General features: G+C 35.3%; 24 protein-coding genes. 11 read left to right on the forward strand and 13 right to left on the reverse strand.

Annotated elements, in window-relative coordinates:
• Positions 1–8: 8 nt before the first annotated feature.
• Positions 9–902, reverse strand: a complete 894-nt coding sequence (locus AC3WSK_RS16515; protein WP_492414247.1) for a polyprenyl synthetase family protein — start codon at positions 900–902, stop codon at positions 9–11.
• 1,136 nt (positions 903–2,038) lie between these two features.
• Here AC3WSK_RS16515 and AC3WSK_RS16520 point away from each other — a divergent pair.
• Positions 2,039–2,530, forward strand: a complete 492-nt coding sequence (locus tag AC3WSK_RS16520; protein ID WP_492414248.1) for an SRPBCC family protein — start codon at positions 2,039–2,041, stop codon at positions 2,528–2,530.
• Positions 2,531–2,658: 128 nt separating this feature from the next.
• Here the strand turns inward: AC3WSK_RS16520 and AC3WSK_RS16525 are convergent, their stop codons facing one another.
• On the reverse strand, positions 2,659–3,168 hold the full coding sequence (locus AC3WSK_RS16525; RefSeq protein WP_492414249.1) for a transporter: 510 nt from the start codon (positions 3,166–3,168) through the stop codon (positions 2,659–2,661).
• Between the two features lie 160 nt (positions 3,169–3,328).
• Here AC3WSK_RS16525 and AC3WSK_RS16530 point away from each other — a divergent pair, with 160 nt between their 5' ends.
• Complete coding sequence (locus tag AC3WSK_RS16530) at positions 3,329–4,189, forward strand: endo alpha-1,4 polygalactosaminidase (protein WP_492414250.1); 861 nt, start codon at positions 3,329–3,331, stop codon at positions 4,187–4,189.
• A 74-nt stretch (positions 4,190–4,263) separates the two neighbouring features.
• Here the strand turns inward: AC3WSK_RS16530 and AC3WSK_RS16535 are convergent, their stop codons facing one another.
• The gene (locus tag AC3WSK_RS16535; protein ID WP_492414251.1) at positions 4,264–4,776 is read right to left on the reverse strand and encodes a DNA-deoxyinosine glycosylase; all 513 of its coding nucleotides are present in this window, start codon (positions 4,774–4,776) and stop codon (positions 4,264–4,266) included.
• Positions 4,777–5,334: 558 nt separating this feature from the next.
• On the opposite strand from AC3WSK_RS16535, the gene AC3WSK_RS16540 reads away from it, so the two are divergent.
• From AC3WSK_RS16540 to AC3WSK_RS16550, 3 genes are all read left to right on the forward strand, one after another.
• On the forward strand, positions 5,335–6,873 hold the full coding sequence (locus AC3WSK_RS16540) for an ATP-binding protein (RefSeq protein ID WP_492414277.1): 1,539 nt from the start codon (positions 5,335–5,337) through the stop codon (positions 6,871–6,873).
• The gene (locus AC3WSK_RS16545) at positions 6,842–7,555 is read left to right on the forward strand and encodes a response regulator (protein WP_492414252.1); all 714 of its coding nucleotides are present in this window, start codon (positions 6,842–6,844) and stop codon (positions 7,553–7,555) included. Before AC3WSK_RS16540 ends, AC3WSK_RS16545 begins: the two co-directional genes overlap by 32 nt.
• Before the next feature lie 105 nt (positions 7,556–7,660).
• A complete protein-coding gene (locus AC3WSK_RS16550) occupies positions 7,661–8,983 on the forward strand; it encodes a CitMHS family transporter (RefSeq protein WP_492414253.1) in 1,323 nt (440 codons plus the stop codon).
• Positions 8,984–9,249: 266 nt separating this feature from the next.
• Here AC3WSK_RS16550 and AC3WSK_RS16555 read toward each other — a convergent pair whose 3' ends face one another.
• A complete protein-coding gene (locus tag AC3WSK_RS16555; RefSeq protein WP_427483351.1) occupies positions 9,250–10,038 on the reverse strand; it encodes a DUF2268 domain-containing putative Zn-dependent protease in 789 nt (262 codons plus the stop codon).
• 106 nt (positions 10,039–10,144) lie between these two features.
• Here AC3WSK_RS16555 and AC3WSK_RS16560 point away from each other — a divergent pair, with 106 nt between their 5' ends.
• Complete coding sequence (locus AC3WSK_RS16560; protein ID WP_079562174.1) at positions 10,145–10,405, forward strand: hypothetical protein; 261 nt, start codon at positions 10,145–10,147, stop codon at positions 10,403–10,405.
• Positions 10,406–10,492: 87 nt separating this feature from the next.
• On the opposite strand, the gene AC3WSK_RS16565 is transcribed toward AC3WSK_RS16560, so the two are convergent.
• Positions 10,493–11,227, reverse strand: coding sequence for a polysaccharide deacetylase family protein (locus AC3WSK_RS16565; RefSeq protein ID WP_427483349.1), 735 nt, complete (start codon positions 11,225–11,227; stop codon positions 10,493–10,495).
• A 204-nt stretch (positions 11,228–11,431) separates the two neighbouring features.
• Here AC3WSK_RS16565 and AC3WSK_RS16570 point away from each other — a divergent pair, with 204 nt between their 5' ends.
• The 3 genes from AC3WSK_RS16570 to AC3WSK_RS16580 all read left to right on the forward strand — a co-directional run bounded on the left by AC3WSK_RS16570 (position 11,432) and on the right by AC3WSK_RS16580 (position 13,186).
• Entirely contained in the window at positions 11,432–11,734 is a 303-nt protein-coding gene (locus AC3WSK_RS16570; RefSeq protein ID WP_079562172.1) for a YunC family protein, read from the forward strand.
• Positions 11,735–11,848: 114 nt separating this feature from the next.
• A complete protein-coding gene (locus tag AC3WSK_RS16575) occupies positions 11,849–12,472 on the forward strand; it encodes a DUF2238 domain-containing protein (RefSeq protein ID WP_079562171.1) in 624 nt (207 codons plus the stop codon).
• Positions 12,473–12,535: 63 nt separating this feature from the next.
• A complete protein-coding gene (locus AC3WSK_RS16580) occupies positions 12,536–13,186 on the forward strand; it encodes an SIMPL domain-containing protein (RefSeq protein WP_492414254.1) in 651 nt (216 codons plus the stop codon).
• Between the two features lie 52 nt (positions 13,187–13,238).
• Here AC3WSK_RS16580 and AC3WSK_RS16585 read toward each other — a convergent pair whose 3' ends face one another.
• Positions 13,239–13,910: a uridine kinase family protein gene (locus AC3WSK_RS16585; protein WP_079562169.1), complete on the reverse strand. Its 672-nt coding sequence runs from the start codon at positions 13,908–13,910 to the stop codon at positions 13,239–13,241.
• A 337-nt stretch (positions 13,911–14,247) separates the two neighbouring features.
• Here AC3WSK_RS16585 and AC3WSK_RS16590 point away from each other — a divergent pair, with 337 nt between their 5' ends.
• Positions 14,248–14,493, forward strand: coding sequence for a group-specific protein (locus tag AC3WSK_RS16590; protein WP_079562168.1), 246 nt, complete (start codon positions 14,248–14,250; stop codon positions 14,491–14,493).
• Positions 14,494–14,539: 46 nt separating this feature from the next.
• On the opposite strand, the gene AC3WSK_RS16595 is transcribed toward AC3WSK_RS16590, so the two are convergent.
• The 5 genes from AC3WSK_RS16595 to AC3WSK_RS16615 all read right to left on the reverse strand — a co-directional run bounded on the left by AC3WSK_RS16595 (position 14,540) and on the right by AC3WSK_RS16615 (position 18,657).
• Positions 14,540–14,698 carry a DUF1540 domain-containing protein gene (locus tag AC3WSK_RS16595; RefSeq protein WP_079562167.1) on the reverse strand — a complete coding sequence of 53 codons (159 nt, stop codon included), beginning with the start codon at positions 14,696–14,698 and terminating at the stop codon, positions 14,540–14,542.
• A 276-nt stretch (positions 14,699–14,974) separates the two neighbouring features.
• Positions 14,975–16,237, reverse strand: coding sequence for an erythromycin esterase family protein (locus tag AC3WSK_RS16600; protein ID WP_079562166.1), 1,263 nt, complete (start codon positions 16,235–16,237; stop codon positions 14,975–14,977).
• A 67-nt stretch (positions 16,238–16,304) separates the two neighbouring features.
• Complete coding sequence (locus tag AC3WSK_RS16605) at positions 16,305–17,039, reverse strand: ABC transporter permease (protein ID WP_079562165.1); 735 nt, start codon at positions 17,037–17,039, stop codon at positions 16,305–16,307.
• Entirely contained in the window at positions 17,039–17,749 is a 711-nt protein-coding gene (locus AC3WSK_RS16610) for an ABC transporter permease (RefSeq protein ID WP_079562164.1), read from the reverse strand. Before AC3WSK_RS16610 ends, AC3WSK_RS16605 begins: the two co-directional genes overlap by 1 nt.
• Positions 17,746–18,657, reverse strand: a complete 912-nt coding sequence (locus AC3WSK_RS16615; RefSeq protein ID WP_427483339.1) for an ABC transporter ATP-binding protein — start codon at positions 18,655–18,657, stop codon at positions 17,746–17,748. The genes AC3WSK_RS16610 and AC3WSK_RS16615 overlap by 4 nt, the downstream gene beginning before the upstream one ends.
• Positions 18,658–18,723: 66 nt before the next feature.
• On the opposite strand from AC3WSK_RS16615, the gene AC3WSK_RS16620 reads away from it, so the two are divergent.
• Complete coding sequence (locus tag AC3WSK_RS16620) at positions 18,724–19,035, forward strand: hypothetical protein (protein ID WP_492414255.1); 312 nt, start codon at positions 18,724–18,726, stop codon at positions 19,033–19,035.
• A gap of 42 nt (positions 19,036–19,077) precedes the next feature.
• On the opposite strand, the gene AC3WSK_RS16625 is transcribed toward AC3WSK_RS16620, so the two are convergent.
• Together AC3WSK_RS16625 and AC3WSK_RS16630 are read right to left on the reverse strand one after the other, a co-directional pair.
• A complete protein-coding gene (locus tag AC3WSK_RS16625) occupies positions 19,078–20,439 on the reverse strand; it encodes a HAMP domain-containing sensor histidine kinase (protein ID WP_079562161.1) in 1,362 nt (453 codons plus the stop codon).
• Complete coding sequence (locus AC3WSK_RS16630) at positions 20,436–21,104, reverse strand: response regulator transcription factor (protein ID WP_079562160.1); 669 nt, start codon at positions 21,102–21,104, stop codon at positions 20,436–20,438. Before AC3WSK_RS16630 ends, AC3WSK_RS16625 begins: the two co-directional genes overlap by 4 nt.
• Positions 21,105–21,330 lie beyond the last annotated feature (226 nt).

A 21,330-nucleotide genomic window follows, 5' to 3' on the forward strand; every position in this document is an offset into this window, starting at 1 on the left:
ATGAAATCTCATCTCATTAATTTTTTTAAGTATTGCATACTTTCTTCGCTAAAGGACATCGTTTCTATTAAATCTAATGCACTAAATTTAAATGTATTTTTTAGAGCAACCGCATAGTGAATAGCTCCCGTATTCATTAAAGCCTCTTCAATAATTTGATTGTCTAAGTAAGTTGTGGTCCCAGAATAGTAATCATTTAAAATTTTTGAATGTTCCTCACTTTGTTCAAACAAAAAAATGATAGGTAAAGAAAACTTTTTATTCAGCAAATCGTTTTTTTTGTTCCATATATTTAAATCTTCAACATCATTATTTATTTGCTGAATGACACCTATATAATTTGAATACTCTGCTACACGGGATTCATTTTCTCCTATTGCTAGTGCTGTCCCTAAAAGACTACTTAAAGTTGTTAATGATCCCGATTTTAAAGAGATCATTTTTATATAACTCTCTTCAAATCTACAACTATTTAATAAATCTAAGTGTTGGCCATTAATACTTTTTAAAGCAAAACCATTTAAAATACTTAATGCTACTTGTTTATGCCTAAAAGTACTTTCATTTATCAGCTTTATCGCTAAAAAAATCATTGCCAAAGTTGCATTCATAGCAAAAGCAGGTTCATTACACCATAAATAATCTGTATCATTATCTTGTAAGTCATCTATTATATCGAAGCTTAAAATTATAAGTTCAATTGCTGCTGCTATTGTTATAATTTCAGGATTATTATCTTGTGCGAATTCTTGATAATGAATAATGCAAAGGTGACCAAAAATCATTTGTGAATCATCTTTTTCATTAACATAATTTAAAATGATAGTTTTGAAAGACTCATCAAACTTTTCATATATGACTAGATCCTTCATTTTTTTAATAATATTTTTTTGATACAACAATTCCTATCCATCACCTACCTTTAAAATATGTACCTATCATTATTAAACATCTAACAATAAAATGGAATAGTAATTTTTTGTTAATATTTTTAAATTTTTGTTCCGTTGTTAAAAAAGATAATCTTTTTTGGTAAAAATTACATAATAAATGTTAGTGAATTTAATTTTAAATACACTTCTAAAGGAGCACCACACTTAGTGTTCACTTGCGTGAATAAGCAGTTTGTTTGGTTCGGAATCACACCATTGTAAAAAATGCTCAGTCAATGTATTTTCTAATTAAAGGAATATTATTTTCGCTTAAGATTATTGAAAAAAAAGTAAATAAGTATATTAGGGATGAGCTCGGAGTAAAGTTAAATGTAATAGATGGTGAACTATGATGATTAATAGTAAAGCTGTACTTATCCCTATGTTAGTTATCCATTACTCTTTTACGCCAAGTAATAATTCATTGGAGAGAAAATACGACCGCGTTTTGGTTCTATTTATTCAGTGCAATCTTTTTGGCAATTGTTTTATTATATTCATTATTTGTAACTAAAAGCGAGAAAGAACTCTAGTATCGAGAACAATGTTAACTGGATTATTCTACATTCATATAAACGAAAAAACGGAAGTGCTCTTTCATAAAGAGGCTAGAGGCTATTGTAAAATTCGTAATTAATTTGATCAAAAATTTTTTTCTAAATAAGGATTAAGTTTGGGACTATTAATAGTGAAAATTTAATTCAAAAAATAAATAAAGAGAGCAATATATAATGAAAAAATCAAAGATACAAAGAATACTACCCTTATTTATATTTTTCTGCGTTGCCTTAGTTGTAGCAATCATAGAAAATGCTTCATTTTTTATTAAACTCCATGGATTGGGTATAATTGCATGTATATGTTCAGGAACTCTTATGTATTTTAGAAAAAATAAATAGCGAAATTCTGTAGCGAGTACCAGCTATGTTTTAAAAGCTATGTTTTGAATGAGATTATGATGGCATATAAGCCGCTTCTTTTATTCAATATAGACTCACAATACACACTCCAAACACTGAATATAAACATTAAAATAAAGAAAAGATAACATGACAAGGACAGTTCAGGCAGTTTATGATTAGCTAAAGTAAGTAAGGAGGATACCCATGCTCGCTACTACTCAAAAACAACAAAATAACTATGTCGTAAAATTTAACCGACCACTGTCACATTCTGTTGATGCTGTTTGGGCTGTATTAACGGAGAATGGAAAGATTCGAAATTGGATGAATAATTTAGAAATTATTGATCTTCAAAAAAACGGTAAAATCCATTTTAATATGAATGATGGAACAGATAATTATATGGAAATAACAATTACAGACTATGTTGAGAAGGAAGTGCTCGAATTTGACTGGGGCAAAGATACAGTTAGATTTGAACTCTCTCCTACTAGCAGCGGTTCTATATTAGTATTACTTGAATCGATTGGTGAGCTAACTGAGCACACCCCTAAAGATTTAGCCGGGTGGCATATATGCTTATGTCTACTTTCGGATTTATTAAATGGAACGGTACATGAAGAATTCCCAGAGGAAGAATGGCGAAAGTGGTTTGCAGAGTATAAGCAACTTGTGCATGACGTAGAGAAGTATTAAGTATACTACGAATAAAACTCCTAGAGCATACATGCTTCAGGAGTTTTCAGAGTGTTGAAAACTTTATTTAAAATGACTACCTTTATTTTATAAATGAACTATTTATCACGGCTTCTCAATACGCTTAATTACCATCTCGAACATTCATACGAGCGAATATTTCTTCTTGCAATAGTTTGGAAGCGCCAGCCACTTCTGCTACTCCATCGGAACCCTGCAATAAACTCTCTTCCTACAGCAGTTAGGAAGAACCAAAAGCTCGATCCATTAAACATCCATATATACGTATTTCTAAATAGGCATGATTGAATACCACTTGTTCCTATTCCGAATGGTGGAGTTGATGGTGCAAAGCTAGGTGGTGGGCCTAGAGGCATTTGACCTGCTGGTGGTGGGCCAAAACTAGGTGGTTCAAACGATGGCGGCGGGCCGAAACCTGGTGGTCTAGATGATGGTGGTGGACCAAAACCAGGCGGGCCGAACGATGGTGGTGGGCCGAAACCAGGCGGGCCAAACGACGGTGGTGGACCAAAACCAGGTGGTCTAAATGATGGTGATTGGCCAAAACCAGGTCGTCCGAATGAAGGTTCGAAATCGGATTCTGGAAGTGGCATAATCTGTTCAAATGGATTGTTCATGATAAACCCCTCCTTTTACATAATTCAATATATGTAGGAGGGCTAATAACCGTTGAGCAATTGCCTATTAGCCTTGTATTTAGTCGACTTAAACTACATTCGTATTTTCACTGTAAACACCGTATAATAAAAGGCATGTTTTCCAAGAAAAGGGGTACTCATGCGAAAAATAATTTTACTAATTACTACAATTTTATTGTCCTTTGGGATCTGGCTATTTTTCAACTGTACAAATTTTTCTGCAGGATCAACAAGTATTCAAGACGGGCTAGCTGCTGTTAAAAAGTACAAATATTATTTAGATAAAGGGAACGATAAAATTGGCAAGGAAATGGCTAAAGAAGATTTGGTCATTGTGGAGCCAATCGAAATGCAGCAGAAATATATTAATCAGGCTCAAAAAAACGGAACATTAATTTATGGCTATATTAACGCAATGGAAGCAGACAAATGGAATTTAGAGTTTTATAGCCAATTAAAAGAAGAGGATTTTTATAAAGACGAACGCGGAGAAAAGATGTATTTCTCTGAATGGGATTCGTATTTAATGGATATGACATCTGAACACTATCAAGCGCTTTTACTAGAAGAAATTCAAAAACAAATTGTTCAAAAAGGGTTGGATGGTGTGTTTTTAGATACTGTTGGCAATATCGAGTCCTACTTACCTGAAAAAGAACAGGGCGTACAAAATGAAGCAATGCTTGCCTTTATAAAAAACATAAAGCAGCAATATAACGACTTGTCTGTTGCTCAAAATTGGGGCTTTCAAACATTAGCCGATTATACAGCACCAAATATCGATTTTGTTATGTGGGAAAACTTTTCTTATGATGTAGTCGGAGAAGATGAATGGGCGCTGAATAAGATGCAACAATTAATTCAGATCCGAGAAAAATTCGGCACTCAGGTGATGGCAATCGGATTTGACGACGAAGAGAAAAGTCGAGCCTTAGCTGAAAAATATCATTTTAAATTCTTTTATAGCCCAGCAGGATCTTACTACAACACATGGCAGTAATGTCATCATCTATTAAATAATGCTTACAATCCTCTCCGTAAAGCAACACACTCGGAGGGGATTTTGTCATGTAATTATCTAGACAAATAAGAGTGCATTACCCGCCAATCCTCAAGCTTTTCTTCAAAGGATTTAATATTTTTCCCTGGTATTGGGCTAGTTGAAGGCATTTTCTGATATGCTCGACCATCTAAAACCTCAAGGCCAATATGCTTTTTAAAAACCTCGAACGCCTTTGCGCCATTAAAAAGCACTAGCTCAATATAAGGATAGTGTTCAAAAAGCGTTTTAAAGTCATTCGGTTTTTCATTACGAATGGCTGCATCTAAGCTTCCTTTACGCTCGCACGACTCTATGGTATCCCAGAGACCAATATGATGGTTCTTTAGCAATTGTAATCTTTCTCCATAATTCCGAGGTATTTCTACTTCTAAGATTTCCCCAATAATCGGCCAAAAGTGATTACGTGGGTTACCATAATATTGCTGCTTCTCTAACGATTGTTTCCCCGGCATTGAGCCGACAATTAGCACTTTCGTTGACAAATCAATAACCGGTGATAATACATTTTTAAGTTCATTTGACATGACAATCACTCCTTCCCTATATTGTAGCGGAAAATTTGCGTCAATGTCATTGAAGGGCATGTATCAAATATTAAAAATAAAGGCTCTTCAATATAACGTGGTGTTGATTTCCGTTCCGGCTGGGCGCTTTCCTGGGGGCGTCCGATGAGCCGCTTCGCTTGCGCTGCAGGGTCTCGGGCCAACACGATGTTGGTCACGAAGGAGTCGCCCAGTCTCCACTCCAATCAACTTATAATCATGGCATTTTTAACAAAAGTCATCCCCTTCTTTTGATATGAGCCAAGACCAACTTGTTTTACTACTATCCTAAAGCTTGAACGCCCTTCTCTATTTGTTTGAGATTTATGATAGACTAATTCAAATGCACTCTCTTTGATATGTTTTTATTTTTTCCTCAAAGTAGCATTCTGCCACTTTAACAATCTGTATAGCAAGAGAAACGTTGATTATGAGTATCAAACTACATAGAGGTGAAATATGAAAAGTTGGTTCCAGTCTCTTACAGCTAGAATGATTTTTTTAATAAGTATCCTAATCCTTTTAATATGTGGACTGTTTATGTATCTTTTGCAAGAGCATATTCGTGATACGACAGAAAAACAGATGGGGATGGAAGCATTAAATATTGCAAAAACCCTCGCATCTACAGAAGAGATCATTGCGGCATTTAATACAGAAAAGCCAAGTGAAATAGTCCAGCCAATCGTCGAACCTTTAAGAAAAGAAATTAACGCTGCATATATTGTCGTTGGAAATTCTGAAGGAATTCGTTATTCACATCCTTTAAAAGATAAAATTGGAGAAAAAATGGTTGGCGGAGACAACGATGCCGCATTGCTAGATAGACAAGCTTATATTTCTAAAACTATAGGGTCACTGGGTGAATCGATTCGAGGTAAAGCTCCTATTCTATTAGACAATAAAATTATTGGAGTTGTATCTGTCGGTTTTTTAACAGAAAATATCGACACAATCATCGAAAGCTATATTCACAAATGGATCAAATACACCGTAATTATTCTTTTAATAGGCATATTAGGCGCAATAGCAATTTCCATTTATATAAAAAAATTACTGTTTAATATGGAACCTATTCAAATTGCTAAATTATATCAACAAAACAAGGTCATTTTAGAAACAACAGCAGAAGGTATACTGGCTGTCGATCACTTTCATCAAATTACTACCATTAATAAGAGTGCTTATGAAATGCTAGATTCTGCTCACAATAAATCTCTCTCAGATTGGATGGGTACAAAAATTGAACATATTTTTACGCCTAAAATTGTTGCAGAGCAAAACATTCATAATTTAGAGCTACCACTTGATGAGCATATTATTATTTTAAATAAAGTACCTTTAGTTGAGAAGAAAAGGAAAATTGGTTCGTTATACACCTTTAGAAAAAAAGTAGATATCCAAAAAATCACTGATGAATTAAAACAGATGAAGCAGTATGCAAATGTTCAACGGGCATATACTCATGAATTCGCTAATAAGCTTCATATCATTTTAGGTTTACTTGTTCATAAACATTACAACGAAGCAATTGAGTTTATTAAAGAAGAACGAAACATACAGCTTAAAAATCAAGCTTTTTTAAACAGCAATATAACGACCCCGCTTCTACTTGCCCTAATTCAGGGGAAAATTGCAGAAGCCACAGAATTGGGGATTAAACTCGAGCTAAACGAAATTTCCTCATCTATTGAATTATCTAAGCGGCAAGAAGATGCTGTCCTAACAGCTCTTGGTAATGTACTTCAAAACGCTATTGAAACTTTAAAAAGCTGGGAATCCTCAGATAAAGTGATTCGACTATCTATCAACAAATTTAAAAATCATTACTTATTTGAGATTCAAGATAATGGACCAGGTATTGATCACAATATTTACGATAAAATTTTTACAAAGGGTATATCGACTAAAGAAGGATTAGACCGCGGACATGGACTTGCTCTAAGTAAGAAAGCCCTTCAGGAGATACATGGGGAAATTTTATTGGATTCCGGTGATTTATCAGGAGCATGTTTTTTAATTATAGTTCCTAAAGGAGACATTGAGAATGACAACATTAAAAAGTGTATGGATTATTGAAGATGACTTTAGAGTAGCAAAAATTCATGCCGATTATGTTCATAATATAGACGGTTTTATCGTCACTGAAAATTTCCGCACAGGTAAAGAAACGATTGAAAAGCTGGAGAAGACTTCTAGCTTACCAGAAATTATATTAACAGATTTATATATTCCGGATGTTGAAGGTAGCTCATTAGTTAGCCATATACGTCACCTCTATCCCTCTATAAAAATTATCGTAATTTCAGCAGCAACTGAAGTAAGTTTTATAAAGAATGTATTGGACTTAGGTATTTTAGATTACTTGATTAAACCATTTGAACAACAACGACTTCAACGCGCATTTCAGAAATATTTGCAGGAACTTCGTTTATTTCAAAATAGCAAAAATGTCACTCAAAATGACATTGATTCTTTATTTTACAGTGAATCAAACAATAAGGTAGTAGATGAAGAAACGTTAGTAAAAGGGATTGATTTGCACACATTACAAATTGTTAAAAGCATTTTTGAAGATCTCAAAACCCAAGAACTCACCGCCTCACAATTAAGTGATCTAATTGGTTCTAGTCGTTCAACAGCTCGCCGTTATTTAGAATACTTAGTTGGCGAGCAGTTTTTAGAGACAAAGCTAATTTACGGTACTGTTGGAAGACCTGAACGGAAATATGTCTTTCATGGAACTTATGAACAAAACTAATAGTATGTTATTTATTTAACATATGATTATATTATTTTCCTCTCTTTAGCACTGTGATATTTTTTAAATAATCTGAATGATTAATCACAAAGGGAGGAAATATTTTTGAGTCTAAGTATAATCGGATTTTTAACAATTATTATTATTGTTGCTCTACTAATTAGTGGTCGTGTATCACCACTTGTGGCAATGGTTATACCACCTATCATAGCTGCATTTATAGCTGGCTTTAACTTCGATGAATTGGGAGAATTCTTTAGTTCTGGATTAAACTCTGTGATGAACGTAGCTGTTATGTTTATCTTCGCTATTATTTTCTTTGGTATTATGCAAGATGTAGGTTTATTCGAGCCATTGATCAATAAAATGATTGCGCTTTCAAAAGGAAACATTGTTGTCGTTGCAGTGATAACAGTGATAATTGCTGTAGTAGCTCAACTAGACGGTTCTGGAGCTTCAACATTTTTAATTACAATCCCAGCATTATTGCCTTTATATTTACGTTTACGGATGAATCCATATCTTTTACTGTTATTAGTCGGAGGAGCAGCAGCCGTTATTAATATGATTCCTTGGGGTGGTCCATTAGGTCGTGTTGCTTCCGTTTTAGAGACAGATGTAACTGAACTTTGGTATCCTTTAATCACTATTCAAATCATTGGTGTCGTTTTAATGTTAGCTTTAGCAGTGTTCCTTGGTTTTAGAGAAAAGAAGCGTATTCTGAAACAATACGGTACCCTGGACTTCACAAATGATGATCATACTATTACACAAGGTGTTGTTTCATCAGAAGTAGACACGAGCTTACAACGACCAAGACTATTGTGGCTTAATGCAATAGTTACTGTTCTTGTTATCGGAATTTTAGTTGCAGGTATTTTACCAGCAGGATTAGCTTTTTTAATTGGAGTGGCCATCGCCCTGCCAATCAACTATCGTTCTCCTAAAGAACAAATGGAACGTGTACGAGCACATGCTCCAAATGCCTTAACGATGGCATCTATCATAATCGCGGCTGGACTATTCTTAGGCATACTTAATGGTACCGGGATGTTAACTGCGATTGCCAACAATGCTGTCAACATTCTACCATCAGCCCTATCATCTTATTTACATATCATTATCGGGGTATTGGGGGTACCATTTGATTTATTACTAAGTACGGATGCATATTACTTTGCTTTATTCCCTGTAGTTGAACAAATTGGCTTATCTTTCGATATCGACTCACTTTCAACTGCCTATGCCATGATTATCGGTAATATCGTAGGTACATTTGTATCGCCACTTGCTCCTGCAGTTTGGCTGGCTTTAGGCTTATCAGGCTTAGAAATGGGGAAACACTTAAAGTACTCTTTCTTCTGGATGTGGGGACTAAGCATTACTTTACTATTCACTGCTGTAGCATTAGGAATTATTGCTATCTAACTTATTAGTGTACCAGTTGTCGTAAATTGTTCGGCAACTGGTTATTTTATCATCGTAACGTGGGGTTGATTTCCGTTCCGACTGGGCGCTTTGTTGTTGGTCACGAAGGCGTTATCACAGGAAGTGATGGTTTTAACCTTCATTCCTCTATCGCTGATCCCCGAGGAGTCGCCCAGTCTCCACTCCAATCAACTTATCCTCTTTACATATGTTTCAACAAAGTGTCATCCACATTTTTCAGTGGTTGAACTTTACATAGAAATTAATTATAAAGAAAAATCAGAGCCAGCAAGTATTTCCTCCGAGCTTTTTACATGCAGGTTATTGGATGAATGATTTTTTATATAGGTCCTTACTATTTCGTAACCAATGCAATATCCTATCCACTGAGGAAGCTTTCCACCATATAAGAACTCAACATGATTGTTTAATCCTTGAATATTGATTTGAGGCAAAATATGCCCCCTCCAAATTTCTAGCATCTTATCCAATGAGTAGTACTTCAACCATGGTGCTAACCATTTATCCCCGTAAATTTCCTCCACTGCACATTCTGCTAATCCTTCTAAAATTAAAGAATCTAATAAAGTCACATCGTCTAGCAATTTATTTACATATTGTAGACGACAAACATGATTATACTCATGTGCAAATAGCGCTTTAAGCTCCTGCTTTTCAAGCTCTCCTATATATAAAAACATAGCATTTGGATAGGCAACACCGTTTTTCTTAGTAATCGTTTGCTCCTGCGTGATTGGGAAGATATAGATTGGTATATTTGGACCGCTCCATTTCTCCTTTAAATAGTTAAATTCCTTCTGTACTACTTCCCAAACGTTTTGTCTTTTTAACATGTTAATATCTATTTTTTCATGTGACTGAAAAAGTCCCTGTTGCAGTAGTTCAAATTGTATTTCATCTAGAGATCCTCCAATAAAAATCTCTACTAAACGACTGCAAAGTATAGAGCGTTGTAAGTCCTCAAGATTTTTGTGATTACGCTTTTGACTAGCTATTAATTCATTGAGCCACTCATCTGTAGGTATTACTGACATACATTCCCCCCTTACTATAGCTTATGTCTGACGTAGACAATCGGCTAGTGATAATGTTTGCAACCGCATATATTAGCTTGTAAGGAAGCGAAAGGAGGGATAGTTTGTGAATCCAGCTGATACTTATAATCTTTGCTGTAAATATCATGGTAAACGTGTAAGAATTGTAGAAACTGGTGGCAGAGTACATTATGGAGAAATAACTAGGGTGGATAGAAGACAGGTGTGGATTCTACCTGATAGACGATTTGGCGGTTATGGTTTAGGATGGGGTTGGGGTTTTGGAAGAGCCGGAGCAGCTTTTGGAATTGGAATCGCATTTGGGGTAGTTGCCGGAATTGCCCTAGCACCACTACTATTTTGGTAATATTGAAATGACTAATTTTACTATCCGCTGCGCGAAGACATGGAGAAAAAATAAGCCATTTCAATCTACTGAGATGGCTTATTATCCTCATTGCACTTGCTCTTGTTGCTGTTTGATTTTAATCAACTCGGATATTGTGACAAATGTATAGCCTTGTTTCTTCAGTTCTGGTAATATTTTTTCCAATGCTTTGATGGTCTGCGTACGATTGCCGCCTCCATCGTGGAACAAAATAACATCACCTGGCTCCGTTCCCTTCATCACTTTTTGTACAATTTTATTGACCCCTGGCTGTTTCCAATCTTGAGTATCCTGATGCCAAGACCACATCACTACTTTGTATCCATCCTTTACAGCGGCATTAATCATTTGATCATTATAGTAACCACCTACAGGACGGAACAATATCGGTGAAAATCCAGTAATACTATAAATTATTTCCTTTGTCTTACGTAGTTGTGACTGTAATTCAGCTACGGAAGCTTTAAACGGATGTGAATACGTATGATTGGCAAGCTCATGTCCTTCTGAAAAAGATCGTAAAACAAGGTCTGGATATTTTTCTGCATTTTTTCCAATAATAAAAAACGTCGCCTTTGCATCATACTTAGCCAATAAATCTAAAATAGCTGCCGTATACTGGGGATGAGGGCCATCGTCGAAAGTCAGAGCAATTATTTTGTCTTTTGTGTTAATGTCCCATACAACTTCCCCTGTCTCCTCATAATAAGGTCGTCCTTTATCCGCATAGGTTGTCACTGAAGAAATTACCGATATGATTAAAAAAAACAAGGATAGAACCAATACATATTTACGTGTCATAAGCATCACCTCCCAAGTTCAAATTCACATAACTCCGTCAACTTACTATTTACGAATTACAATGAATTATACTTATGAAGGTTTGGCTGTTTTCTCCTCTTAAAACACCGATCATTTTTGGTAACTAATAATTTTTTAATAAAAATGCCGAACACCTTTTTAACTATCGCCATATGTATATAGAGAGAAAAGGAGTGATTTCGGATGGTAACAATTGAGCCTATTATGATTAAAGGCCATTTTTTCACTGCAATAGTTGTTCAATTACCAAAAACAACACTGCTAACAATTTCTAACGACACGGGGTACATTATGTGTGGGGCTTTAGATGTTGGTCTATTAAATGACCGCTTAGCAGATCGGAAAATTATTGCCGGTCGAGCAGTTGGCGTGAAAACAATTGATGAATTATTGACAGCTCCATTAGAATCTGTGACATATGAAGCGCATCAACTTGGTATTTCTGAAGGAATGTCTGGTGTAGAGGCATTATTAAGAATGGTATAACAAAATTATTACAAAGCGTCAGTGCAATACGACTAGGCGCTTTTTTCTTCAGTCTTATAAAGTGTATAAGCTATTTACTCTATTCCTATACTTTAGACAAAAGGAGTGTTTGTTTTGTCTAAAGATAATCATCGGAAAATACATGTAATTTTGTTGTTAATAGTACTAATTATTTTCGTGTGGTCTGTCATAAAACCAGTATCCTATTTAGACTGGCTCGCAGAAGTTAGTCCCGCTGTCGTTGCAATTATTATTGTAGTCGCTATTTATAACAAGTTTCGCCTTACAACACTTTCTTATTTTATCATTGCCCTTTTATCTATTCTAACATTTATTGGTGGACACTATACTTATTCGGAGGTTCCACTTTTTAACTGGATTAAAGAGGAGTTTCACTTAAAACGAAATGACTACGATCGATTTGGGCATTTCCTAAAAGGTTTGATGGCCATCGTCATAAGAGAAATATTAATACGAAAAACACCACTAGTAAAAGGCGCCTGGTTAACAGGCATAACAATAAGCATTATGCTCGCTATTGCCGCTCTCTATGAAATCATTGAATGGCTCAGTACAAAAATTTCAAAGGGTAGTGGAGCAGCGAAAGATTTTGTAGGTATGCAAGGAGATCAATGGGATGCACAATGGGACATGCTTTCGGCCTTCCTTGGGACAATTTTAGCTTTACTGCTATTTACAAAACTCCATGATAAATTGTTGAGAAAGCAGACAAAGTAAAACAATTTTCTTCTGTAGCAAGCATAGCATAACTAATATGAACCATTCGAAAGGTGGTACTCTATGTACTATGCAAGTGTTAGTCAACAATCACCCCATGTATCTCGCGTAATTGCTGTCACTGGAAATGGAAAAGTATTAGCTACTCCAAGCTATGTTCAAATTCAGTTAGAAGTCCAAACAAGAGGAAAAAATGTACAAGATGCACAGCAGGAAAATGCGATAATTATGAATCGTGTCATCCAATCTCTTTTAGCTCTCCATATCCCGAGAGAAAATATTCAAACAACGGTTTATACTATTTCCCCACTTTATGATTATAAGGACGGCCAACAGATTTTTAAAGGCTATGAAGTAACAAATGGTATTACCGTTAAAGTAACGGATACGAGCCAGATTGGTGAAATTATTGATACAGCAGTAGAAAATGGTGCAAATCGGATTTCATCTATCCAATTCAACATTGACAATGTAGATGCCTATTATAAACAAGCTCTTAGTTTGGCCCTTCATAATGCCCAAATGAAAGCTAAAACGATTGCAGAAACGATGCATCTGCCTTTACAACCACAACCAATCGAAATCGTTGAGGGACATGAAGATACACCTGTCCTGTATAGATCAATGGCGATGGCTGATTCCAAAATATCGACACCTATTGAACAAGGTCAAATAGCCATTAAAGCGAATGTTCGAGTGAAATTTCAATATTAATTGTATAAGAGCCTACACCCTATTTAAATAGGATGTAGGCTCTTATAGTTATTTAAGCTTGTAGAGATAATCTGTCGTTAAATTCAAACGTATTTTTTTCTAGACATACTACTTCATCGGAAGTTTTAAAAATAATATCAAAATGCTCACTATACGAATGCATAAACAATTCATATTGTATCCGACGTTCTTCATGGGATTGCTTTAAATAATTGATATCGGTTCCCCTTTCAATTACATCACGACCGGACCTTCTCTTTAATTCCGTCTCACCATCTGTATAAAAATAAATTTTCAAATCAAATAGTTGGGGATCAATAAATGCTACACACATCCCCTCTACAATTGTTACTTTATTTTTTGAAGAAATAAACGCACATTTCATATAGTGCGTATCTATTGTCAATAAATCCAGACCCTTTCTAACCATTTGAATATCTCTTTCCAAAGAAGGCAAATGATGCGCCGCTGGATGGCAAGCTGTCATTTTAAAATGATGCTGCTCGTTTCGATAAGTATAATTGATAATTGTATGCTTTCGTATATCCGAACTAACAATGTACGGGTCTGTATTGATATAATTCACTTCATCTCCGTTAAAGCAGTTAATAAGATTATTGGCGAACGTTGTTTTTCCTGCTGCTCCATGACCAGAAATACCAATAACAATTGGCGTTTCTTTCTTGCTGGCCCAAGTAACAATATTTTGCAATAACCTATCCATCTTTCTTCCCCCGCTACTTCTATTATTAGTTTTTATTTCACAGTTATTATACCTTATTTGCTAATTAGTTCCAATTCATTTAACGCATCGCCAATTTTACCTTTCTTTAATTGATCCGTATGTTCTTCTTTCTGATAACCTTCTAAATTAACGCTTATATCGCTAAAAAATAATATGGAGATTGAATATTTCGGATTTCACCTGAGCTGTCGGCTGTTGGATCTGAGTAGTCTTTCGGTAAAATCGAGCAAGATGAAGGCCCATCGGAATCATTCATGAAATTATATGGTTTGACATATATTTAAGCATCATAAATTGGTTCAACAAGGAGGGTTTCATGCAATCTGAAAAATTGCGATTAAGAAAGATTCAACATCTTGCTCATGAAATTACTGATGAAATGAATAAAGGCGGAGTACTTACTCACTTAGAAACGTTGATTCCTGTTATTGATAATTTATCTCGTGCGATTGGTGATTTAACAGATTCCTATGGAAAGTATTCATTAGATTATGTAGAGGAAAAAGTGGAAAATGCTCATACGCTTTTGTTTAACAAAGAAAAAGTGGATGTCTATTTATAAAGATATAGGAAAAGGGTAACCATTTATATGGTTACCCTTTAAACATTTAATGTGTTTCAGGATTAAATGTTTTACAATCTGTTTCTTCACTATTAGATGCATGTTGTCCCTTTTGACTTACAACATAAATTTTTTCTGCACCACATCTGTTTCCAGAGTTCCAAAATGTACAGTTATTGACTTCACAAAGAATTTCTTGTGCCATCGTTTCCACACCTCCTCTTTTTTATCATTAACAAAATTGAGGTATTCAATACTTAGTCTTAGAAGGTGTAATGAAACGGAAATATACATCATTTAAACTTCGATTTCATAGTGTTGAAAAACAAAATGGTCAAAGAAATCTTTGTGAATGTTGCGGCTCTTTAAGTGAGAGTGATTTCCGTTCCAGGCTACTCGCCCAGTCGGAACGGAAATCAACCCCTCATTTTGCCATAAGAGTCATACTTTAATTTCATTGTCTCAATAGCTTTTCTCCACGTTAATCAATAACCTTTGTTGGTGTTGCCTTTTGCACAATTATAATGCCATCATATGCCTCAGCAGGTGTCATATTAATTGTATAAAGCATCTTCATAAACTTATACCAAACACTAAAGTCATCTCCGATATTACCCATTCTTTGTTTTTGTGCTAAGATGTCAGCTAAATCCTGAGATTCATTAGCCTTTTTAAAGTCTACATAGAATATATTTTCCTTCACTTCGCTGAAAGCATCTATTAATGCATTACGGTGCTTAATTGTATACTCTTTTCTTACGCCAGACTCATTTTGTGCTTGAAACGTATTTTTAACAAAGTCAGTCCCAATAGCAAAGTACGCATCTTTATACACTTCGTCTAAGTATTGGCCCATAGATTTGTACCCTGCCAGATTCGCCGAAGTTTTTTCTATATGTCCATTATGAGCAGACATCAGTACTTTATCATGACCTCGACCCGCTTCAAAATCAACGATCCATTGTAAGTTGTTCGCTAAATATTCATCACGAAGATTTGCATAATTATTATCACTTAAAAATAATTGCGTTCGCTGCTTCATAATTTGCGCATATTGAGCAGCAAGTAAATAAGCTTCTTTCGACGATTTCTTTTCATAAGAATCTTTATTTGTTTGCAAATCCTTTATGATTGCATCCATACTTTTGTCAAGTTTCTCTAGCTGACTACTAGATAAATCTCTCATTGTTTTATTCGTCGCATCTTTTAGCTGTTCCTTATATTTCTTAGCACCTTCACTATTGACCACTTCGTAATAGTCTAGTAATCCTTTTTTACTATAATCATAGCGTTGCATATCGTTACCATAAAAATAAATTTTATCTTTCTCATTGGCAGTCATATTGTAATCATGCATCCACTGAACAAACTCAATCATTTGCTCTGTTTTATAAATACCATAATCCAAAGCTTTTACCGCTTCCTCAGCTGTGCCAGTACCATTTAAAATAAACTGATTAATTTGCTGAGCGCCACCAAAATCACCTTCTAACACAAACACACGAACATTTTCATTTTTTATTAAAGCTTGAAATACATCTTTCTTTAAAGTTTGGAATTCAACGTTACCATGTGTTGCTTCTCCAAAACCAATTACTTTCACGTCATTTGGAATATCGATATTTTCAACCGCGGATGTATATTTTGAAGCATCCTTAACAGCCTCTACCTTTCCCCACCCCGCTAAAACAAACACAAGAAATATTGTTGAAATTAACAAAAAACTCCTTTTAACAAGTGCCATTTAAAAAAGCCTCCCTTTATTTATAAAAAAGTTACTCCACATTAGCAGAATGAAATAGTCCCACACTTTATATAGCTTTTCGTTGGAAATATAAATATCCTCCAAGGAAAAACAGTAAGAATCCTCCTCCTACAACTGTTAATAATTGATCCCAAGGCACGAAGAATACATCACCTGTATTACCACCTACATTCATCATCAAGAAGGGCTGCCCCCATGGATAGTAAGGTCCAAAACGTGCGGAATTGACCGCTAATATAGACGGTAAAGTAAATACAACGTTTACTGCAAATGGAGCAGCAAAACTTTTAAACATAATGGACGTCCAAAGCTGCAACGCGACTAATGGCATTGTCGCTAGCCATCCGCCAAAAATACTTTTCCACACAATTTCCATTGGGAAGGGATCTGAGTAGCCTTTCATAAGACCTACTGCATATATAGAACATAAATATAATATCTGCATCGCCATCACAAGAAGCATAATTAATACATACTTTGCGGCAAACACTTTCCCTCTTGTCACAGGTAGTGCTAAAAGTTGTTTCCAGCCACCAGATTGATGTTCATATCTACAAATTAGACTCGCAAATACTCCTGAAATTAAAGGTAGAAATAATAATGCATACAATAAATTCATAGAAATTAACGAGCTATACCATTCATTAACTCCAGAATCCGCCATATCACTAAAATTCGATGTTAATCCTATAAAAAGTCCGATTATAGGTCCTGCCAAAATTAATGGCACCATTTTTGATTTACGTAATTTAAACCATTCAGCGCTCAATATAGATCCCATTACTTTACATCCCTTCTAGCGAAATCTATCATTCCGATAATATACAGCAAAATACCGATGCTGATTCCAAGCACGACATTTATAACGGGTTCATCCCATTGATTCATTAAAGATGGCCATTTCCAAATCATCCAATCAGGCAATACAAAGGAGGAATAGGCAAAAATCACGCCGAAAATGCCTACTGTAATTGGGATCCCCTGATTATGACAAACACTTGCAATCCAAAGTTGAAGTGCCAATATTGGCAATGACGCAAAATATGGATAGTAAGCAAATTTAGCAATTTCCATATATGGTGTGCTATCGCCTAAGTCTAAAAAGACTCCGTAAGCCAGTGTCACTAGCATTAAAATCGTGGAAGACAAGAACAGTAAAATTGCCAAGACCGAGAATTTTGATAAATACACTGTCAATTTAGACACCGGTAGTGCAATTAATTGCTTCCACGCGTTCGTTTCATTTTCAATACTCGCTATAAATGAAGTTAAAATAGCAATCCCTAAAACGATAGCAAGTGGTGTAAATGAATGAACATTTAATAAATAGTAGCCCCAATCGTCCTCGCTTTGCTCTAACAAATAGTCCTTCCTTACGCCGTAATTTACCATTTGCATCGCAACAACACCGATTGGTCCTAAAGCTGTTAGAAACCATAATCCTTTGCGTTTAATTTTCAAAAAGTCAGAAGTTAATAGTTTTCCTATCATAGCGCTTGCTCTCCTGTTGTCATTTGAAGGAAAATATCCTCTAAAGATCGTTTCTCTTCTTCCACTCGGTAAACCGAAATGCCTTCTTGTACAAGGATTTGTACAATATGTGCTACCTTTTCATCTGAGCATTCATCAAATAAGATGAGGTCATCCTTATGTTCTGCCTTAATACCATTTGCTACTAATGAACGCCAGCCCTTTTCACTATCACTCACTTTAATGACTACCTTTGGCTGGGCAAATCTACGCATTGCTTCAATTGAATCTTGGAAAATCATTTTCCCCTTTGTCACAATACCTACTTGCGTAGCCATTTGATCAATTTCAGATAATAGATGGCTTGAAATAATAATCGTCATTCCATATTCTGAAGGTAGTCGTTTAATCAAATTACGAATTTCGATAATACCAGATGGATCAAGACCATTCGTTGGTTCATCTAAAATAAGTAATTCAGGATTATGTAACAACGATGCAGCTATACCTAAACGCTGTTTCATCCCAAGAGAAAAGCCCTTTACTTTTTTATCTGCGGCATCCTTCAAACGAACAATTTCTAACACTTCATCGATCCGTGACTTCGGTACACCTAAAATTTTTCTTAACGCTTCTAAATTTTCATAGGCCGTTAAATGTGGATAATAAGAAGGGTTCTCTACTAATGAACCAACCTTTGATAAAATATTAATTCGTTCCTTCGTTAGATCTTTTTGGAACATTTTAACAGTTCCGGAAGATGGCTTCATTAGACCAAGAAGCATACGAATCGTCGTCGTTTTCCCCGCTCCATTCGGTCCTAAAAATCCGTATATTTCACCTTTGCGTATTTTTAAATTTATATTTGATACAGCTTGCTCTTTACCAAAGCTCTTTGATAAATTTTCTGTTTGTACGATATATTCCATTGTCCTCACCTCTGTAATTATCATAAGAAATGAAGGTTAAAAACAGGTAAGGTTCAAGGTTAAATTTTGTTTAAAAAAGACAATTTATCAAAACATGGGTTGATTTCCGTTCCGGCTGGGCGCTTTGTAGCTGCCGCTACGCTTTCGCACAGAAAACACCCGCTGCCTCAGGCCAACACGATGTTGGTCACGAAGGCGTTATCACAGGATGTGATGGTTTTAGCCTTCGTTCCTCGATTGCTGATCTCCAAGGAATCGCCCAGCCGTAACGAAGATCAACTTATTTACATGGCGTACGTTTTATCAATTGGAATCCCTATTTTTGTGATGAGCTTTAAAAAGAACTTTGCAGACATACTATTTGGACAATCAATCTAAGTATGAAAATGAAGCATGCCTTAACATGCTTCACGAATTATTCTATTTGTAGTGTTTAATTTTAATTTTGGTGCCGGATTCACTTGACTCAATATCCCAATCTAAATTCATGCCCTTCACCATAATATCGACTATAGATAAGCCAATACCAGCGCCTTTAGCATCGGATTCATTTTTCATTCCGTTCCCGTGATCTTTTATGATAAATGCATCATAATGCTCCGTCGATTCGGTTTCAACGCCAATATATTTCCCGCTACTTGCATGGCGTAATATATTTTGAAATAAATTATCAAATATACGTCCAAGCCAAATCGGATCCACTTGCCATTCATTTTTCTCAAATGAATGTAGTTCAATATCGATTTCAAAGCCTTCCTTTTCAAATACTGAATACCATGTAGTCATTTGCTCACGTACAAAACGAATAACGTTGATTTCTTTCGCCTCAAATTTATATTTACTAGCCATCAACAGTGTATAGGACATTAAATTTTCTATTAAAGCGTCAACACTAACAATCGATGCTTCCATTGCCTTAATCGCTTGTTTTCCATCCTTTGATAATGCTTCTTTACTTATTGAATAGGATTGCGCCCGTATTTTCGTTAATGGTGTTCGTAAATCATGTGATAAATTAGCAATCAATTCACGTCTTAACTGTTCTTCCTTTTGCTCGCGATTCTTACTTTCCCTAAGCTCGCACACCATGCGATTAAAGCTATGTTCAAGCTGACCGATTTCATCCTTCTTCTTGACCTTTGTTTCAATAGGTAGGCCATCTACATCACGAAGTTCCATTGCTTCTTGAAGGTGCAACAGTCGTTTCCGAATCCCTTTGAAAAATAAAAAGGAGATGATAATGAAAAATAAAATAATCGCAATAACACCAAAAAATACAAAGGCACCATATTTTTCATAAACACTCCTAATTGGTGGTGTAAACACTTCTTTAGGAATTTCAAAAACGATAAATCCATTCGATTCATCCTCACCTAAAAAAGCAATGACAGTAAATGGATCTCCACCATAGCGTTCTTTTATAAACTTTGTTGTAAATGCTGGTGTCCATTTTGATGGAAGTTGCTCAGTCACATTCAATGTTGTAAGCAATGTACCATCCTCACCTACCCAAAACATAGATGCTTTAGGGTATTGTTTTTTCCAACTTTCAAAATGTTGAACAATTGCTTCCTCTGTCATGTTTTTTAAACTTTTAGCTTCTGCATGCCATTTTCCCTCTACTTTACTCTCAATCTCAGCTCCCTTTGAAAGATCATCTTCTCCATTTTGGGCAATCCCTAAAACAAAAAGAGGAATGACGAGATAGGCTATTTGAACAATAGAAATAGCGAGCAGAATGATAAACATATACTTAGCTAGTAATGAACGAAAAAATTTCATTGTTTCACCCTGTATCCAATACCACGAATGGTTTCAATAATTGTCGGCTTAGCAGGATTTATTTCTATTTTTTCTCTTAAGTATCGAATATGTACCATTAATGTTTTATCGCCTTCTATGTAGCTTTCTCCCCAGACACCTTCATAGAGCTGTTCCTTCGTTAAAATTTGATTTAAATGGCGAATAAAATACTGTAATAAATAGAATTGCTTACCCGTTAATTGAATTTCTTCATCAGTTTCCTTGTTGATAATCCGCATATCTTTCGTATAAATTTTTAAATGCTGAAGATCTAATACATCATCATTTTTTTGATATCTTCTTAGTAAAACCTCTATACGGGCTATAAGTTCATCTGGGTGGAATGGCTTCGTTAAATAATCGTCCGCGAAGTTAAGGCCTTCTATTTTATCCTCAACGGCAGTTCGTGCTGACAGCATTAAAATTGGGATCTCTTTATTTTCTCGCTTAATTCTTTTGCCAATTGAAAAGCCATCTAAGCCTGGCAGCATCACATCCAATATAGCGATATCTTTAAAAGCTATGTGCTGATCGACCTCTTCCCCAGATTCAAGCCATGTAACCTCATAGCCTCTTTCCGTTAAATCCTTTGTCACCCATTGGCCGATCTCTTTTTCGTCTTCTATGTACAATATCCGATACAATGGTAATCCTCCCAATCTAATCTAGATTTTAGAAATAAATGTTATTCTGTATTATACGATTTCATAGATTTGTACTCAATCATTGTCTGTAAAGTGAGAGAGTCATTGCATAAATCACATCTAAGGCTAGGGATATGTCGATAAAATTAAAAATTTGGGTGATAAAACTAAATAATTGGGTGATAAATTAAAAATTACGTCGATAAAACCAAATTATTTCTCGATA

This window comes from Lysinibacillus sp. EB271-A1-10B, assembly GCF_058791335.1.

Excerpts from the sequence above, each read along its gene's own strand:
- AC3WSK_RS16600 (WP_079562166.1), bottom strand. The coding sequence starts at position 16,237 with ATGGCACTTGTTAAAAGGAGTTTTTTGTTAATTTCAACAATATTTCTT.
- AC3WSK_RS16520 (WP_492414248.1), top strand. The coding sequence starts at position 2,039 with ATGCTCGCTACTACTCAAAAACAACAAAATAACTATGTCGTAAAATTT.
- AC3WSK_RS16605 (WP_079562165.1), bottom strand. The coding sequence starts at position 17,039 with ATGGGATCTATATTGAGCGCTGAATGGTTTAAATTACGTAAATCAAAA.
- AC3WSK_RS16615 (WP_427483339.1), bottom strand. The coding sequence starts at position 18,657 with ATGGAATATATCGTACAAACAGAAAATTTATCAAAGAGCTTTGGTAAA.
- AC3WSK_RS16585 (WP_079562169.1), bottom strand. The coding sequence starts at position 13,910 with ATGGATAGGTTATTGCAAAATATTGTTACTTGGGCCAGCAAGAAAGAA.
- AC3WSK_RS16625 (WP_079562161.1), bottom strand. The coding sequence starts at position 20,439 with ATGAAATTTTTTCGTTCATTACTAGCTAAGTATATGTTTATCATTCTG.
- AC3WSK_RS16590 (WP_079562168.1), top strand. The coding sequence starts at position 14,248 with ATGCAATCTGAAAAATTGCGATTAAGAAAGATTCAACATCTTGCTCAT.
- AC3WSK_RS16535 (WP_492414251.1), bottom strand. The coding sequence starts at position 4,776 with ATGTCAAATGAACTTAAAAATGTATTATCACCGGTTATTGATTTGTCA.
- AC3WSK_RS16555 (WP_427483351.1), bottom strand. The coding sequence starts at position 10,038 with ATGTCAGTAATACCTACAGATGAGTGGCTCAATGAATTAATAGCTAGT.
- AC3WSK_RS16530 (WP_492414250.1), top strand. The coding sequence starts at position 3,329 with ATGCGAAAAATAATTTTACTAATTACTACAATTTTATTGTCCTTTGGG.
- AC3WSK_RS16570 (WP_079562172.1), top strand. The coding sequence starts at position 11,432 with ATGGTAACAATTGAGCCTATTATGATTAAAGGCCATTTTTTCACTGCA.
- AC3WSK_RS16580 (WP_492414254.1), top strand. The coding sequence starts at position 12,536 with ATGTACTATGCAAGTGTTAGTCAACAATCACCCCATGTATCTCGCGTA.
- AC3WSK_RS16595 (WP_079562167.1), bottom strand. The coding sequence starts at position 14,698 with ATGGCACAAGAAATTCTTTGTGAAGTCAATAACTGTACATTTTGGAAC.
- AC3WSK_RS16545 (WP_492414252.1), top strand. The coding sequence starts at position 6,842 with ATGACAACATTAAAAAGTGTATGGATTATTGAAGATGACTTTAGAGTA.
- AC3WSK_RS16610 (WP_079562164.1), bottom strand. The coding sequence starts at position 17,749 with ATGATAGGAAAACTATTAACTTCTGACTTTTTGAAAATTAAACGCAAA.
- AC3WSK_RS16540 (WP_492414277.1), top strand. The coding sequence starts at position 5,335 with ATGTATCTTTTGCAAGAGCATATTCGTGATACGACAGAAAAACAGATG.
- AC3WSK_RS16525 (WP_492414249.1), bottom strand. The coding sequence starts at position 3,168 with ATGAACAATCCATTTGAACAGATTATGCCACTTCCAGAATCCGATTTC.
- AC3WSK_RS16565 (WP_427483349.1), bottom strand. The coding sequence starts at position 11,227 with ATGACACGTAAATATGTATTGGTTCTATCCTTGTTTTTTTTAATCATA.